This is a genomic window from Nanoarchaeota archaeon (genome assembly GCA_018897155.1).
Lineage (GTDB): Archaea > EX4484-52 > EX4484-52 > EX4484-52 > LFW-46 > LFW-46.
On record JAHILE010000028.1, the window covers coordinates 1 to 15320 of the forward strand.

General features: G+C 39.8%; 14 protein-coding genes. 4 read left to right on the top strand and 10 right to left on the bottom strand.

Annotated features, from left to right (window positions below):
• Positions 1–314: 314 nt before the first annotated feature.
• The 7 genes from KKB09_03210 to KKB09_03240 all read right to left on the bottom strand — a co-directional run bounded on the left by KKB09_03210 (position 315) and on the right by KKB09_03240 (position 9065).
• A complete protein-coding gene (locus KKB09_03210) occupies positions 315–1961 on the bottom strand; it encodes a hypothetical protein (GenBank protein MBU4300206.1) in 1647 nt (548 codons plus the stop codon).
• Positions 1954–2619: a hypothetical protein gene (locus KKB09_03215; GenBank protein MBU4300207.1), complete on the bottom strand. Its 666-nt coding sequence runs from the start codon at positions 2617–2619 to the stop codon at positions 1954–1956. The genes KKB09_03210 and KKB09_03215 overlap by 8 nt, the downstream gene beginning before the upstream one ends.
• Positions 2600–4054, bottom strand: a complete 1455-nt coding sequence (locus KKB09_03220; protein ID MBU4300208.1) for a hypothetical protein — start codon at positions 4052–4054, stop codon at positions 2600–2602. Before KKB09_03220 ends, KKB09_03215 begins: the two co-directional genes overlap by 20 nt.
• Positions 4055–4059: 5 nt before the next feature.
• Complete coding sequence (locus KKB09_03225; GenBank protein MBU4300209.1) at positions 4060–6504, bottom strand: hypothetical protein; 2445 nt, start codon at positions 6502–6504, stop codon at positions 4060–4062.
• Positions 6505–6525: 21 nt separating this feature from the next.
• Positions 6526–7272, bottom strand: coding sequence for a hypothetical protein (locus KKB09_03230; GenBank protein MBU4300210.1), 747 nt, complete (start codon positions 7270–7272; stop codon positions 6526–6528).
• Between the two features lie 59 nt (positions 7273–7331).
• Positions 7332–7901: a hypothetical protein gene (locus KKB09_03235; protein MBU4300211.1), complete on the bottom strand. Its 570-nt coding sequence runs from the start codon at positions 7899–7901 to the stop codon at positions 7332–7334.
• A 153-nt stretch (positions 7902–8054) separates the two neighbouring features.
• Entirely contained in the window at positions 8055–9065 is a 1011-nt protein-coding gene (locus KKB09_03240) for a hypothetical protein (protein MBU4300212.1), read from the bottom strand.
• 79 nt (positions 9066–9144) lie between these two features.
• Between KKB09_03240 and KKB09_03245 the strand changes: the two genes are divergently transcribed.
• Together KKB09_03245 and KKB09_03250 are read left to right on the top strand one after the other, a co-directional pair.
• Complete coding sequence (locus KKB09_03245; protein MBU4300213.1) at positions 9145–9543, top strand: hypothetical protein; 399 nt, start codon at positions 9145–9147, stop codon at positions 9541–9543.
• Between the two features lie 13 nt (positions 9544–9556).
• Positions 9557–10513 (top strand): 16S ribosomal RNA methyltransferase A, encoded by a 957-nt coding sequence (locus KKB09_03250; GenBank protein MBU4300214.1) that lies wholly within the window; start codon positions 9557–9559, stop codon positions 10511–10513.
• Positions 10514–10546: 33 nt separating this feature from the next.
• Here KKB09_03250 and KKB09_03255 read toward each other — a convergent pair whose 3' ends face one another.
• Positions 10547–11944, bottom strand: coding sequence for a hypothetical protein (locus KKB09_03255; protein ID MBU4300215.1), 1398 nt, complete (start codon positions 11942–11944; stop codon positions 10547–10549).
• 62 nt (positions 11945–12006) lie between these two features.
• Here KKB09_03255 and KKB09_03260 point away from each other — a divergent pair, with 62 nt between their 5' ends.
• Entirely contained in the window at positions 12007–13155 is a 1149-nt protein-coding gene (locus KKB09_03260) for an N-formylglutamate amidohydrolase (GenBank protein ID MBU4300216.1), read from the top strand.
• Positions 13156–13210: 55 nt separating this feature from the next.
• Here the strand turns inward: KKB09_03260 and KKB09_03265 are convergent, their stop codons facing one another.
• Positions 13211–13780, bottom strand: a complete 570-nt coding sequence (locus tag KKB09_03265) for a hypothetical protein (GenBank protein ID MBU4300217.1) — start codon at positions 13778–13780, stop codon at positions 13211–13213.
• A 52-nt stretch (positions 13781–13832) separates the two neighbouring features.
• Here KKB09_03265 and KKB09_03270 point away from each other — a divergent pair, with 52 nt between their 5' ends.
• The gene (locus KKB09_03270; protein MBU4300218.1) at positions 13833–14519 is read left to right on the top strand and encodes a hypothetical protein; all 687 of its coding nucleotides are present in this window, start codon (positions 13833–13835) and stop codon (positions 14517–14519) included.
• Between the two features lie 84 nt (positions 14520–14603).
• Here the strand turns inward: KKB09_03270 and KKB09_03275 are convergent, their stop codons facing one another.
• Positions 14604–15293 carry an RAD55 family ATPase gene (locus KKB09_03275; protein ID MBU4300219.1) on the bottom strand — a complete coding sequence of 230 codons (690 nt, stop codon included), beginning with the start codon at positions 15291–15293 and terminating at the stop codon, positions 14604–14606.
• Positions 15294–15320: the final 27 nt, after the last annotated feature.

Here is a 15320-nt window from a genome sequence, read left to right on the forward strand (position 1 = left end):
CGGCTCTTCGCCCTCCCAATACGGCGGTTTACTGCAATCTCTGTCTTGTTATCGGTTTTTATCGGCTTGATAACCTATGAAATAATTAATCTCTTCTTTGTAGATGGATGCGTAGTGTGATACGCATCATTCTTTGATAATCTGGGATATCCGGCGCATTAAATCGATGTTTCAAGCCATTAACCTTAAGAATAGGGTATTCTTTGCACAAATACAGGGCTGTCTTTGAGAAAGGTTCTATCATATACTATGAACGCTTAAGACAGGATGTGTTAGAGACTCCTTGGGCATCGAATAGTTAAGTGAATGATTGATTAAGTCTTCCAGGTCTCATCTATTTTATCTTCTTTTGTCAGGCCTTCTTTAGCCTTTTCTTTATCTCTTTTATGCATATAGAGCATTACTGCCGTAATCAGCATTATTATGAGAAGAATTATCAGAAGCCATATTGTCGGCGCCATTACGATAAGCATAGTATCACCCCTAGCGCGTGCCATTTCAATTACTGCATTTATCAATGAGTTTCGCGTTTTCTTCAAGTTGTCGCGCGTCTTTTCATAATCTTTAAGCTTCAAAGCGCTTTTCGCAAGACTTAGGGTGTTTTTTGCTTCATTTATGTAGGGCACCACTTTACTAGTGTTCTTTTTTGCAATATTGAGCTCATCCATTTCATCTTCAAGCTTGATAATCAGGTATTGGTAGTTGAGTATAGTTCTTTCTAAACTGTCATCCAAAGTCGCTTTGCCCACTTCTACGTCAATATGGCCTTCATCTTTCATTTTATCAGTATATGCAGTAAAATCAAGCGAGTAGATACCTTCGTTAGTATCTGTGTTGGTGTCCAAAGTTATCATAAATACTGCAGAATTGTTTCCATATAATTCAGATACTATTCTTGGCTGGACATCTATTATGATATCGCCGTTTATCTGTCCAAGAACCTGTATTTCTCTCAAAGCCATTGTGCCTTTGTTGGTGACAATAACATACGCCACTGCAGAGTCTCCCGGCGTGATATATATCTTATCGGGATATGATAGGGCTATGTTTTTTTTGCCGACATCCACTATTTTTTTAGGTATTGACACTTCTTTTGGAGGGTTCTCGAGTTGCACTGTTCTTATTATTTCCTCATAAGAGCCTCCGCCGGATGATGGCGGGGTTGGCGGTGGATAATATATTATATTATAATACGGCTTTACTTGAAAAACCCCCCAAGCGTTCGCAGTTTTGTTCGAATAATGCACCTGAATGCGAATCCAGAACCACCCAGGTTGCATTGGAGTATACCTTAATTTTTCCACACTTCGGCTGCCGGGAGTTAATGAACTTATTGCACCGCTTCGATTGGCTATAAGAACCAACTTACCTTCAGAAAATCCATATATGTCTAGTTCGGTCTTCTTTGAATAGGAAGTACTGCCTGAATTTGTGAATTCTACAGTGATATTCATTCGCGAGTATTGTGTTAGCTCTTTTTGATAATCGAAGTAGCTGATATAGCCGTTATCAAACGAATCGATTGAAATATTTATCGGCCTTTCCTTTTGAAGCGTGTGATTTACTACAATAAATGAGATATTTGCATTTGCCGTTTCGTTTAAGCTGTTCTTGCAGTAACCGGCTACATTGAAATGGCCCGCAATATAGAATGGCGAATTTGTCTTTGTTGAAATTGAGAGCATGTATGTAATGTTTGATATGTTTTCGAAGACATTGTTTGGAAAAAATCCTTTTGTTGTGTTTATATCTGCATATACCGCAGTTATATTTGAAGAATTGTCTGTGCAATTAATTAAAATTCTTTCGATTTCGCCAAGCATTATTATTGAATTCTCGGCAGATATATTCATATCCAATAAGGCGTATGCATCGTTTCCATAGGCCGCAAGAAATATTGCTGCAATCAGCGCGTAAATTAAAAGCGCGCCATGCAAAACCCCCTTGTTTGTTTTAGTCATACTTGTAGAGCCTCCATGCGATTATTGAAATGGCTGCAATCATTATTAAGGGAATTTTCCATCTTGTGTCTTTTTCGGGTGGCGGATTTGAAACAGTTTCTAATGATTGCGTTTCAGGGGCTGTTCCGTCTATGAAAGAGGAGATGCTTATGAGTGTTGTTCTATTGACCGTTTTTTTATTTTCCTCGGCGGAATTGCCCGACACATTTATTCTGAAGTGGAGCTTTCTTTCCTGGAAAAGCGAAAATTCAGCATCTTTATTATTTCCCGCGATTGCATTAAGGGCAATTTCATACTCTCCTGAAACTGCCTTTTCAGGCGCGGTTATGTATATATCCACAGTCTTTGCATCTATAGTATTCTTGTTTCCTGGAAGATAAATACGCTCTGTTTTTCCCAAAGGCGCGCTTCCAAGCTGAAATTGCTTTGGCAAAACTATGATGAGCCAGCCTTTAGGCACCTTGGCATCGTTTATAGTTACTGCGTATTCTTCTTCATCCGCGCTCCAAAAAAGCGTGCGGAATACTGCAGTTTCCCCGCTATTGATGCTTGCTGTTGATGACTTTTGCAGTGTTCCAAGATTCAGGGCAAATGCTGTCGGGATTGCAAAAATCATTAATGAAGTGATAATTAAGGCTTTAAGGAGGCGCGCTTCCACTTTTAACACCTTGTATAAATACAGTTCCGTTGTAATTTGCCGCATATATCGGCGGCACGTTTAACCAATACCATGTTGTGATATTGGTAAATGAGGCAACGTCAATCTTTAGAGGGTTGTATGTTTGAGTCATATTGAATGATGAGGAATATGCACTTGAGGTATTGCTCCATGTCAGGTTTCCTACGCCCAGAGAATATCCCAAGGAGCTGTTTTCCATATTCGTTCCCTTAATGTATAAATCCGTATTGCAGCTCCCTTGATTTATGGTTATATTGTATTCGTCGCCGGCATTTCCCAGGGCAGGATTTTGATATGTGTTTGGTGCAAGCGGATTTTGGAAATCTATTGAAGCCCATTGTGCGGTTATATCAATAAAGCAATCTACTATAGAGACAGTTGCAAATGATGTCTCGTTTGGCGTTGTCCATGTTGAATTAGAGCTGAAATTTACGCCCAGTTTCCACGAGCTTAATGTTGAATCGGTAGCATTGATGATCCATGTGAGATTGCAAATTGAGCCTTCAGAAAGGATTTCAGCGCATGATTTTGTTGAGCTTGCCAAGGTTTCATTTATAAAAAATGGATCTGTGCCCGCAACGGAGCTGATGGGCGTGTCAGGATTTGCTGATGTTTGGTTGTACAGTATAGTTCCCGAGACGTTTGCGCAACTTCCTTGCCTGCATATAATTGTTGCGTTTACAAGAAACGTGGTATTTTGGGCAAAAAGAGTGGTTTCTGTTGCTATTGGTTCTGACAGATTTACTTCCATAGTTGTATTTAATGTAAAGTACACTATAGAACCATTCACGTTTCCTGCACTGTCATTAACATAAACGCCAATGTTATTTGCTCCCGGCGCGATAATTATTGTCGTATTTGGTACAAACGTCGTATTCGGGGCTCCATTCAGCGAATATTGCCATGCATCCAGAGGTGAATCATCTGCAGCGCTTACATTAAGCTCAATCACTTTATCAGTATATGTTGTGTTCTTTGGCGATAATATATACACTGCGGGCAAAACCGTGTCTATAATTACAAACTGCCGTATGCTTTGATTCCAGTCGCCGGTAGTGTTTTCTGCCCAGATTGTATAGTTGTATATTCCGTCAGCCAGCTCAGTCATATTTATGTGCCAATTAATCAATGAGTCGTTTAGCATCGAAACATTAGTAAATCCGGATAAGTTGCCCCATTCAATAAAAGACCGGTTTATGTCTTCGCTTGATGTTATATTCACATAGGTCCAGTTAAATGCCGTATAAGAATTATTTGCAAGCGTCGGCGCAACGAATTCCATTATTGGAAGGGCAGTTGTTATACCCATAATTAAAAGCAGGATACAAAAAACGACGCCTGAAAGCATTTTGCACTTAATCTGTCCATAATTGCGTGAACTGAATTTATTGGCCGTGCATATAATCGCAGTCATGGAAGTCACCAGTTTTTCACATACTTTGAAAACCGCCTTCCTTTTGCTTTTTTTTCGCGCGCCCTATCCGATTCGCTTATCTTGTTTTTTATCTCAAAAATCATGTTTCTATGGACACTTCTTTTTCCATTTACCGAATATTTTTTTGAAGCCAATCTTCTTTTTCGAAGCGCCAAAGCTGTTGAAAAGCTGATTGCTGCAAACGCGGCAACATAGACTAAATCGCTTTGCGCGGCAAAGAATGTCGAGAACGCAGTAGGCATGCCAAGCGAAAATGCTGATGTTGTCGAATTTGTGCTTTCCTCACCTAACGGAGCCTCTGTCTGTGTGATAATCACAGAACTGGAATCATTTGCAGATGGCAGGACTGTAAGCGCGAAATTCTGCAGTCTCACGAAGTCACCTTTTGATGCCTCAATTGATGCGCCGAATGTCGCCTTTGCAGCATCATCCGGAATTTCAAAATGCACCGACACGCTTTTTTCAGCATCAGCCTTTACTTGTTCCACCGTATCCGAAGGCATTATGCGGTAATAGTTTGTTGGCAGGCCTTTTATTGAAAGCTTCATATCATTTAAATCGGCTTCACCGACATTTATTAGGCGGAACTGCACATCAGTTGTGTCTCCAGGCTTCATCCGTATTGTATCCGGGCCCATTATTGCGAGATCGGATGTTTTTACAACTGTGAATGCAACCTGCTTTTGCGAAGAAATATAGGGTGTTTTTGAAACGATTACTGTTGCAGTGTATGTGCCTTCTGCTCCCGGGCTGTCAAGCTCAAGCGAAAATATTCCCTGCGCATTGGATTTTCCCGAAGCGATAATCGGCAGGCCGCTTAAAGATATTGTGATTGATGCCTCAGGAAGCGTATTTTTTGCTCCGTTAAGGGCAATGCCCGTGATTTTTATTTTTTCATTTAGGGCGTAAATGTCTTTTTCCGCGCTTGCTTCGACACTTGCGCCATCCGGGCTTCCTATGATATATGCTGCGTTCAGTTCTGCGGAATCGATGTTTGCGACTTTTCGCACAGTGTCGATTTTTGAGTTAATTGTTTTCCAGTCTGTCATACATGCCTTTTTCCCCGAATTCCAGTTCTCGCAAATATATGCGCTAAGAAGCGATTCATCATTGATTTTGCTTTGATCATACGGCAGCTTTAGATGCGCATCCGAATAGTCAAATGCTGCTCCATAATAGTATATTCCCGCTCCCTGTATTCCGCTGACAGTGCCGGAAACAATCGGCTGATACTTTATTCCGAAGTCGAATTCATTTATGTTTGTATCTATATTTGCGTCAAATATTTCAAGCATTGGCGTTCCATCAGTTATTTGAATTGTGTATTTTGCCGGAGGGAGAAGCGTTGAATACGCGCCGTTGCCATCCACTTTGACAGTCACTACATTTGCGTTGCCAGAAATAAATTTCAGCTGCACTTGAGTGCTTTTCTCAGTTGCCAAAAAAATATTTCCCGAAACAGGAATTGTGTATAAGATGCTCTTGGAATATGAATTCGAGAAATTATTGTAATTGAAGGCGATTTTTAGCGTATGCGCTCCGGCAGGCATTGAAGGCGCGTTGAATTTGACATTATACACACCGCCAGTTGCAGGCGTTATTTCGGTGATGCTTGCGCTGGTCGAATCCATCTGGATTGCAAGATATTCCTTTTTAATTTCTACGGGGTTGCCGCGCTCGATTGCTTTGAGTTGCACAGTGATTGCATCGTTTGCCGAAACCCATGTTTTGTCAACACTTAAAAATGAAGATTCAATTGAATTAAAGATCTGTAGCTCTGATGCTGAAGAGATAGTTATCCTGCCGTAGTTTGCGCTTATTGAAAGCGTTTTTATTCCGGCAGTTTGCCCGGCAGTTGAAAACCGCAAAATCCAGCCGGCTGCGAAATCATAATACGGCTGCGCTAGAAGCGCTACATTCGCTCCGTTAAGGCTGACGCCAAAAGCAATGTCCGACCTTACCACTCCGCTGTCTTTTTTTACGAATACGTTTGCTTCTTCAATATCGCCGATATATATGGGTGATGTTATTTTATTGACATTCATGCTGAGATTTGACACTGTGAAAAAAATTGACCGGTTTGCCGATTCATTTAATGCATTTTTGCAAAAAACAGTTGCATTGAAAACACCGGTCTTGTAGAAATTGGATGTCTGTGTTGTGGGTATCGCAAGGTAATAATTTCCGTTTGAGTCAACTGTGAAAAGATTATTTGGGAATATTGCGGTTGTTGTTGTTATATCCGCATAAGGCGGCGCAAGCGCAGTCGAATTATCATCTGTGCAATTCAGGAATATGGTTTCAGTTTCGCCGAGCCAGAGATTTGGCTCCTGCAAAGAGATATTATTTATGATTGGAAATGCATAGCCTGCTGTTGCAGAAAACAAAAAGACCATTAAAAAAGATGCATGAAGCAATCTGTTTTTCATTTGTTTTACCCCTTAAAACTATTATACGCCCAGCCAGTCCATAAACCGGCCAAGCCACTTGTTTAACCCTTCTTCTTTTTTCATTGCGAATGTTTTTATCCCGTAATTGTGGCCGTCTTCACTGATGGCGATTAATGTTATTTCGCGTTCATAAAAAGCGCCGGTTTCATAGCGTATTGACGCTGATTTTTCACCATCTGCAGCAATCTCTCCGATTTCATTTTGCTCGAACAGCCAGGCGCGAGGATGCTTTAGCGGATACACAATCACATTTTTCGCATCGTTCTGGCTTTTTACGCGGAATGCGATTTCATTGTTATAGACGCGCACGCCGCTTATTTCAAGCGTGTTTGCCGAATCCCCTTTGCCGGATGTCTCTGTTAGGTTGCCGATTTCAATTATTTCATAGGCGCGATAAAGGCGCGCTACTGTAGTCCATGTCTCGTTTTCGTTTGGCGCATACCAGTACAGGTTTATTGTTTTGCGCACCCCCGGATTGAGCGATTCTTCTTTGCTCCAAAGCGTTGCGGCGTATTTTGTTCCATTGAATACGTCAATGCGAACTCGGGCGCCATATTCAAGGCTTCCGGAATTAAGCACATCATAGCTTATTTTCAGCATGTTGTTGTACGAATCGTGGTTGATTTCCTTTGACTCGGAACTTATTTGTTCTGCGACATTCACATCGATTCTTGATGAATTTGCAGCCGATGCCGCCATCATTACCGCTAACAGAACTGCAATAATTTGAAGCCCTGTTTTTTTCATGCATTATTCCCCTGGTTTATTAGTTCCTTGTTTTCAGTAAGTATTTGTAATTATTCTATTCATAGCAGTTTGGCCGCTATTATGTTTTTCGGCTTTTTCACAATTATGTCTATTTCTCCGGAATAGTTTCCAAGCGCGGTGTCATTTTTTGTTTCAAGTATGATTTCAATAGGCTTGGGCGCGTCTTTTTGGAGCAAAAAATTATTCTCGCTGAATTTTACCATTGGCGATATGTTTCCGTATGCTGTAAGCATTATTTTTGAAGGCCCTTCGGCAACGTTCTCAAGCGTTATGAATCGTTTTCCCAGATTTCCGCCCCGCGGAATTATTCCGAAATTAATGCTTTCCGGATCCAGGGCAAAACCCATAGTTATATTTTGCCCGCTTACATTGCTTATCTCCACTCTTGCAGGATAGCGGTTTATTTCATAGCTGAAAAGCATATTCTCATCAATTGCAAGCGTCTGGTTAGTGGCAAGCGTTTTTGGAGCTTGAGGAGAATACAGTATTGTGGCAATTCCGCCATACATAAGAACAAAAAGAGCCGCTACAAGAATTACTGCAAAAACCTTAGGATTGATTTTTTCCAGATGTTTTGGTTTTTCCGGATTTTCGGCTCCCCTTTTCATTAACAATCACACAATAATAATTGTTCTTGTTTGCTTATATATGTTTGCAGGCGCCAAAAACGCGGTGCAGCGCTTATTTTTTGGCTCTTAAACAGGCAGATGTCCAAAAGACGAAACTTCAAAAAATCAGTTGCTTGATGCGTTTTCTGAGTTTCAGGAATCTTTTTCGTCTTTTGAGTATAGCTTGTATGCGATTATGATGATTATGAGTATTATCAGCCACACAAGATAATTGCTTCGCAGACTTTCGATTTTGGCAACCGGTTCCGGAGTTGTGATTGCCTTCGGATGCTTTATCAGTATTGTCGCTTCTTTTGACGTTGAATTTACGCCGTAGTCGACAGTTGCATTCACTTTATACATCCCTTCCAAAGAGAAACTTTCTGGCTTGAATTTTGCACTCATTATCGTGGTTTTTCCGGGTTTTACAAATGTATGTCCGGATGCCAGCGAGCCTATTTTTGTGCCGTTTTCATAATATGCTGAAATCGATGATGCGCGCGCCGATACTGTGGCAGTTCCCGTATTTTGGAAATAGACGTCTATTTCAACAGTTCCGTCCGTAGTTTCTTCGTTTTGCAGAATGTCCAATATCCTTCCCTTTACTTCGCATTTTCCATCGATATTAAACATAATGGTTATTGCAGTAAGTGCAATTATGTTTACCGCGGTTCCGTATTCCTCAACTACATAAGGGTTCGGCCGGATATGAAGCGCATGATTGCACGGTTCCGCATCACTTGGCACATTTAAGACAAAGCTCACTTTTTTCCAATCCGCAATGCTTCCGCCTGCGGTTTTAAGCGATTCATTAGTGTGCTGCAGAACATATGGGTTGCTTGGAAAAAACGCCCAGCTTGAACTATCTTCTTCAGAGACTTTGTCTGCAATGCCCACATAATCTGGTTTTTTGAAATAGGCGATGTTTGAGCGCTGCGCGTCAAGCTTCACAAGTATCTCGTCTTTTGAAGAAGTTACGATAAAAAATGAGCCTACTATGCTCGTTCCTTTTGAGAGGTTGCCCAGGTCAAGAACAATCGGCGATACGCCTGCCTGTAGATCTTTTGCATCTGCTGTTGTTGAAAGCGCAAACGCGAAAAGAAAGATAATTGCGATTGGGAACCACATACCGATTCCTGCTGTTTTGCAGATTTTGGCACTCATTAGCATAGAATTCGCTTTTAAATCATATATATCCGTCGGTTAATGGGGTTATTTAAATAATGCCCGACCAAATATATTTATGAACGGTATACGGCTCAATACGCTTCCTCCGACTTTGCGCGAGAATGCGCGATACCTTGTATTCGAAATTATCTCAAAGAAAGATTTCGATATAGCCGAAGCAGTGGACGCCCTTTGGCAAAACAGCCTCATGCTCTTTGGCGAGACCGGCGCCTCAAAATTTTCGCTTTGGGTCCCTTTCAATCTTTACGACCGCGAGAAGAAGCGCGGGATTGTGAAATGCGCGCATACGTCAGTCGAGGAAGTACGGTCTGCGATTGCCGCAATCAAGCAAATCGGCAACGAGCCTGCAATTATGCATGTTCTTGGCGTGACCGGCACAATACTTTCTGCAAAAAAGAAGTTTTTCGGGATTGTTGACCTTAAGGCTTTCCAGAAAGAGCAAATTCAGGCATAGCCGGGGTGACTGCATGGAAAACGAAGTCCGCAGAAAGAACATTTCATATTTTCTTGAAACTTATGGCATCCGCCTCAAAAAAAGCCTTGGCCAGAATTTTCTTGTCGATAAAAATATAATCCGAAAAGAAGCAGAGCTTGCCCAAATAAAGCCTGGTGAGACCATTCTTGAGATAGGTCCGGGAGTAGGATTTTTGACGCGCGAACTTCTCTTGCGCACGAAAAATCATCTCGCTAGCGCTCGAAGCTTTTTGAACCGAAGATTCAAAAGCCTAGAGCAACGAAGTTGCGAAAGGATTCCAGCCCGGAGCGAAAAGCGAACGGCTGGAAAAGTAATTGCAATCGAGTTTGACAAAAATCTTGCGGATATACTGGAAAAAGAATTTCAAAAAGAGATTGCTGAAAAGAAGCTAGAAATCATTTATGCAGACGCGCTGGAAATAGATTTTCCAAAGTTCGACAAATGCGTCTCAAACATACCTTACGAAATCTCGTCAAAAATAATCCTGAAACTCGGCAAATGCAAAAAGCCCGCAGTCCTTATTATTCAGAAAGAATTTGCAGAGAGGCTCATTGCATTGCCTGGAGCGCGCGAGTATTCAAAAATTTCAGTGATGTCGCAGTATTATTTCCGTACAGAGCTGCTGCACATTGTTTCGAAAAAATCTTTTTTCCCTTCACCAAATATCGATTCAGCAATCGTGCGGCTTGAACCGCAAAGCGAAGCGTTCATAAAGTCGCTTGGCATTGCCGATGAATCACTCTTCTTAAAAATAATTCATGCGCTTTTTCAGCATAAGAACATGACTGTCAGGAATGCGCTGATACATTCGCGCGGGGAATTCGGACTTGACAAGGAAACTGCAAAAAAAATAGCGGAGAATATTTCGCTGAAAGGCACAAAAGTCCGGATGCTTGATCTGATAATGATTGCACAAATTGCAGGAGAAATGTATGTCCAAGATATTTAATATATTTTCAATAGATGGCATAGTGTAACATTATCAACCGGCGGCGCTTAATGACTTTTGATGTTTTTTTCTTATTTTTTCTACAATTGCTTTTGTTCTTCTGAGGTCTTTTTCAAATTCCTCTGAATAGTGCAGCGCCATTATCCTGGCATTTTCCCGGGAAATGCCGTTTTTACTGTCCATTAAATTATTCTCTTTTGCGAAGTTCACGATTTTGTCAGAAATGGACTTTCTTTCTTCAATCATATTTTCTATCTGTTTCAATAATGGGGCGTATATTTTAGGAGTGTTTGATTTGGCAAACCTGAAAAATTGTTGCGTATATTTGTGCAGTTCATCATTGTCGAACCCTTCATAAGCGCTTGCTTTTTGTAATATTCCTCTCACATGAGTATGCGGTGGGATGTATAGTATTCCGTTGCGCAGACGAAAAGATTGTTTTATTCCAATATCTGAAGGCAGCACTTCGATGAACTCTCTTTGTATCTTCTTAAGGCTTGATTTTATCAAAACTGAAACACCCAGAATAATGCTCAAATAATTCATATCCATGCCTCTTGATTCAAGCGTTCCATGTTTGTTTATTTTTACAGGATTCCAGGAGCTGTCAAGTTCGTAAGCGCATAATTTTTTTATGTCTGCATTTACGCCTGCCTTTTCTACAGCATTCATCCAGTTTTGATGCCTGTTTTTTATCCGCTTCATTAAGTCAGTCCCTGTTTGCTCGTATGGCAAAAGCGCGCCAACCTGCTGAAAATTACTATACACTCCGGGATAGCCCAGTTTTTTCCCGCCGCGATATACAATCATTCTTGAATTTTTTGCAAGCATATTTCCTTCAAAAAAAGGGGATGATTGCGTAAGAAGGGTTATTATCGGATCTATCGCTATTGCAAAATTATAGCTGCTCAAAAGGCTTCTTTTAAGCTTGCTGTTAACCAGAATTTTCAGGCTTTTTGTCTTATGGTCAAAAACACCTTTTGGAAGTGCGTAATGATGGTGAAATCCGGTTACTTTTGTAGCATGGCAGAAATTTTTTGCGCCAAGTATTTTTTCTTGTATTATATAACGCCCATCAGGGTGTGGCGTAATCCTGGACTCAATTTTTCCGGGATATGTGGAAAACGGATATAGTTTGAGCTTATTCTTTTCCGCCACTTCAATTATTTTCTCCAGTGAGGTTATAATCTCAATAGCTGGATTGTTGGCATCTTTATGCGGATAACAGCATAGTTCAATTACATTCAATCCGCATTCTTTGACAACTGCAACATTTGGATATTTTTTTTTGATTTCATTTATCAGATTCAGCGATTTATAAGAAATATTGCCTTCGTTATCAATGATGTGCAGTTCTATCTCTAACCCCGTCATTGATCGCTTTAATGGTTTTTTATCATTCTGCTTTTCTGCCAAATTTATTAGGTGCATCAGATGTCTCCATAACCTATGTGTGATGAGAAATATATAAGCCTTAATGAGAATATCAGCCTATGGGAAAAACAGCAAGGCTATTTCATAAAATAAAACGCATATTTGAAAAACTGAGTTTATTGAGCCCTGTTTTAATCCGGCCCACTTCAGATTCTATAACTGTTTCTCTATCAAAACGCTTTTTGCTTTTTCAGCTTTTGAATCAGTTAAGCCAAAAAATAGATGAGGATCCGCGCCTAAACTTCATGGGTTTTCTTAAAACACATAAGATATTCAGCACAAGCCTTAACGGAACCGTCCGTGATTTTTACAGAGACCGGGATGCTTTATATTTTACATATTTTTTCACATATAAGGAACTGCATCTTAGAGTTAAATCGGATATTGAAAGAGTTTATAAGATAAATGCGGATGTCAAAGTTACAATATTTAAGGATGGTCTGGTTCTTTATGATAATTACAAAAATCGCCAATTTAACATACTCTTATTGACATGCCATTCCGGTTCATATCTGCCGGAAAACATTGAGCAGAAACTTTTCCTGACAAGAGAACAGCGATACAAAGAGGAGGATATCGCTTCGGATGAAATCTATAGCGAGCTTGTCTTAAAGCAGGGTGGCATCTGGATAGATAATAAAATGTCACGGTATTACTGCGATCTTAACAGGAGTATGTCAAAGAGCATATATAAGAACAGGCCCAAAAAAAATATTATGATTTGGAAACAAAATTTGACGGATGAAGAAAAAGAAAATATCCGCCAATATTATAGGGATTTTTATTTTCTTTTGAAGAAACTGCTTGACATATATAAATTCAATGTGATTTTTGACGGGCACACTATGCAAGACATGAAAGGGAGGGCAAATATCAGCATGGGAACTCATTTCATTCCAAAATTTTATTTGCCGATTGTTGGCAGCATCAATAAAAAGATAATTTATTTGGGCTACAAGTCCGTAGGGATTAACGAGCCGTATGGTGGCGGGTTTATCCTTGAATGGATTTCAACCAAATATCCCAATCTCTTTATTTTTTCAATGGAAGTTAACAAAAAGCTATATATGACTAAAAACCGGCTAAAAATCAAACAAAAAAATGTATCTGCTCTGGCAGAGGATATGGTGGATATTTTTGACATCATTGAAGACAAAAAGTATCGCTTGCCGGAAAATAAATATTCTAAACTGAATGAAACTCTTTGAACCTGATTGCTGCGAAATTGTTTATTTGACTGCAGTACATCATTTGGCGTATTGCTCAGTTACGTTTATCAAATTTTTTATGTGCGATATAAATCAAAACCGCAAGCGCAATACCCAGACCAGCAAGCTTGAAATATTGGTCAAGATGATATAAGTAAATCCAAGAGTTTGCTAAAGACCACAGGAACAAAAGCACGCCGCCGCCAATAAATCCTGAGCCTACGCCTTCAACATGCATTCTGCTTCCGGCAATGATTGACACGATTCCGATAATAATGAGTATTATAAACGTATTTTTGGCATGCGCGTATTGCGGACTTTTTTTCTGGAATTCTTCATCGCACTTTGCGCTTTCTTTTTGGCACTCTTTGAATTTCTCGCTTTGTGTAATATTAAACGAGCATTCTTGCGCCTCTTTTGGAAAAGGCATGGGTACAGTGCTTGAAGTATCATAATATTTGCTTTCGCATTCACGCACAGGAGCGTAGCAGTCGTATTTGAGATAGCATTTGTTTACTGAATAATCGTATTCTGGCATCGGGTAAATAACATTCAGCGCGTATGCTGCAAACGCCGCAAAGACAACGGCGATTCCGATTGAAAGAAATGTTTTTGAAAGGCTCATAAAATACACTGAACTTAAGAGTATTTATATTTTCAAGGAGCATTTTACTCATATGAAGAAAATCACGCAAATAAGTTGTGTTTTGCAATGCGCAACAGTAAACGACTTATATGACCTATCCTTGAAATCGGCTCAATCTAAGGAGAAAAAGGTATTCATATATGAAAAGAGTGACCTTTCAAAAATTATCGGAAGTGAAAAGGCAGAAGAATTAAGAAAATTATTCCTCAAAAATGAAATAAAAATCAAACAAATAACAAATGTACCGATAATCCCTTCCTTTTCAAGAAATGTTGAATTTGTAAATAACTGTATGTTTTTTAGAGATCTGCCTAAAGAAACGTTTAATATCGATAACGAGATACTTATTTTTGATGATATTGTCGCAGTCTATAATATTGAGCCAAAGTTAAAATTAACAATTATCAAAGACAAGAGTTTCGCTGAAAATCAAAAGCAACTTTTCACGAATCTTTGGGAACAAGGGCAAACTCCGAAATTGGGCTTTGAATATAAGCCAAACCACAGTTTTTACAATTCCATTAATTTCGCCATACAAAAAAAACACATAATTGTTTATCCGGACAAGGATGCTTTAGGCATGGCAAGCGGAAATACTTTATTAGTTCTTGATTATGAAGAAAAATTAAGGAGGCAATCCGAGGACTTAAAGTCGTATTTTAACGGTCCGTCTCCTCACTTGCCTTTAGAACTTCTCAATGGAATGGATTTTTTATAGCTAAGCAAAAATTAAATAAATTGATTTGAAATATAATTTATGTGGGCTCTCTTTTTAAAACAACGCGCATCAATAGATTAAGAATTACATTATCACAATGCCTTTTTTTGTCACATCAAATTCAGCCCATGATCTGGACACCGCGGTGCCGCGCATTTTTGCCACGCGAAGCAGGCGCTTGTCCATCTCAAATTTCATTTCGATAAGCCCTTCTGCCATGTAATTCAATATTGCAACTGTCTTTTCGTCATGTATGCCTTCTTCTATTGTAAAAAGCAGGGTTGATTTCTGCGAGATGGCTGATGCTATAAAATCCTTTAAGAATTTCAATGAGAGCTCAGGGTCTGAATAAAGGAGAAGCGTTGACAGCGAGTCTACAACAATTCTTTTTCGTTCTTTTCCGACATCGTTTAACATATCCTCAAAAATCATAGAGAGTTGATTCAAGTCTGAAAGGCCTGTCAGAGCGTATCGTGATGATGATTGTACCCCGATTCTATAAGAAAAGCAGTCAAGGAAAATTATCTTGTTTTTTGTCTCCCAGCCGAAACGCGACATTGACGTTTCTATTGTTTCCGGCCTGACATCAAATGTAAGAAATATGCATCTTTCGTTTTTCTTTAATCCTTCATGCATGAATTGCTGGCAGAAAATGCTTTTGCCGACTCCCGGCGTTCCATAAAGCAGCACCGAAGTGCTTTCAGGAAATCCGCCTTCAAGCATGCCGTCTAGTTTTGGAATTCCCGTAGAAGTATTATTTGGTTTGATAGCCATAATGATCATCAGCTACTAGTTCTGCAG

What these genes read in the sequence shown, in the direction of transcription:
- KKB09_03210 (MBU4300206.1), bottom strand. Translation starts at nt 1,961, where the DNA reads ATGACTAAAACAAACAAGGGGGTTTTGCATGGCGCGCTTTTAATTTAC.
- KKB09_03220 (MBU4300208.1), bottom strand. Translation starts at nt 4,054, where the DNA reads ATGACTGCGATTATATGCACGGCCAATAAATTCAGTTCACGCAATTAT.
- KKB09_03225 (MBU4300209.1), bottom strand. Translation starts at nt 6,504, where the DNA reads ATGAAAAACAGATTGCTTCATGCATCTTTTTTAATGGTCTTTTTGTTT.
- KKB09_03230 (MBU4300210.1), bottom strand. Translation starts at nt 7,272, where the DNA reads ATGAAAAAAACAGGGCTTCAAATTATTGCAGTTCTGTTAGCGGTAATG.
- KKB09_03235 (MBU4300211.1), bottom strand. Translation starts at nt 7,901, where the DNA reads ATGAAAAGGGGAGCCGAAAATCCGGAAAAACCAAAACATCTGGAAAAA.
- KKB09_03240 (MBU4300212.1), bottom strand. Translation starts at nt 9,065, where the DNA reads ATGAGTGCCAAAATCTGCAAAACAGCAGGAATCGGTATGTGGTTCCCA.
- KKB09_03245 (MBU4300213.1), top strand. Translation starts at nt 9,145, where the DNA reads ATGAACGGTATACGGCTCAATACGCTTCCTCCGACTTTGCGCGAGAAT.
- KKB09_03250 (MBU4300214.1), top strand. Translation starts at nt 9,557, where the DNA reads ATGGAAAACGAAGTCCGCAGAAAGAACATTTCATATTTTCTTGAAACT.
- KKB09_03255 (MBU4300215.1), bottom strand. Translation starts at nt 11,944, where the DNA reads ATGCACCTAATAAATTTGGCAGAAAAGCAGAATGATAAAAAACCATTA.
- KKB09_03260 (MBU4300216.1), top strand. Translation starts at nt 12,007, where the DNA reads ATGGGAAAAACAGCAAGGCTATTTCATAAAATAAAACGCATATTTGAA.
- KKB09_03265 (MBU4300217.1), bottom strand. Translation starts at nt 13,780, where the DNA reads ATGAGCCTTTCAAAAACATTTCTTTCAATCGGAATCGCCGTTGTCTTT.
- KKB09_03270 (MBU4300218.1), top strand. Translation starts at nt 13,833, where the DNA reads ATGAAGAAAATCACGCAAATAAGTTGTGTTTTGCAATGCGCAACAGTA.
- KKB09_03275 (MBU4300219.1), bottom strand. Translation starts at nt 15,293, where the DNA reads ATGGCTATCAAACCAAATAATACTTCTACGGGAATTCCAAAACTAGAC.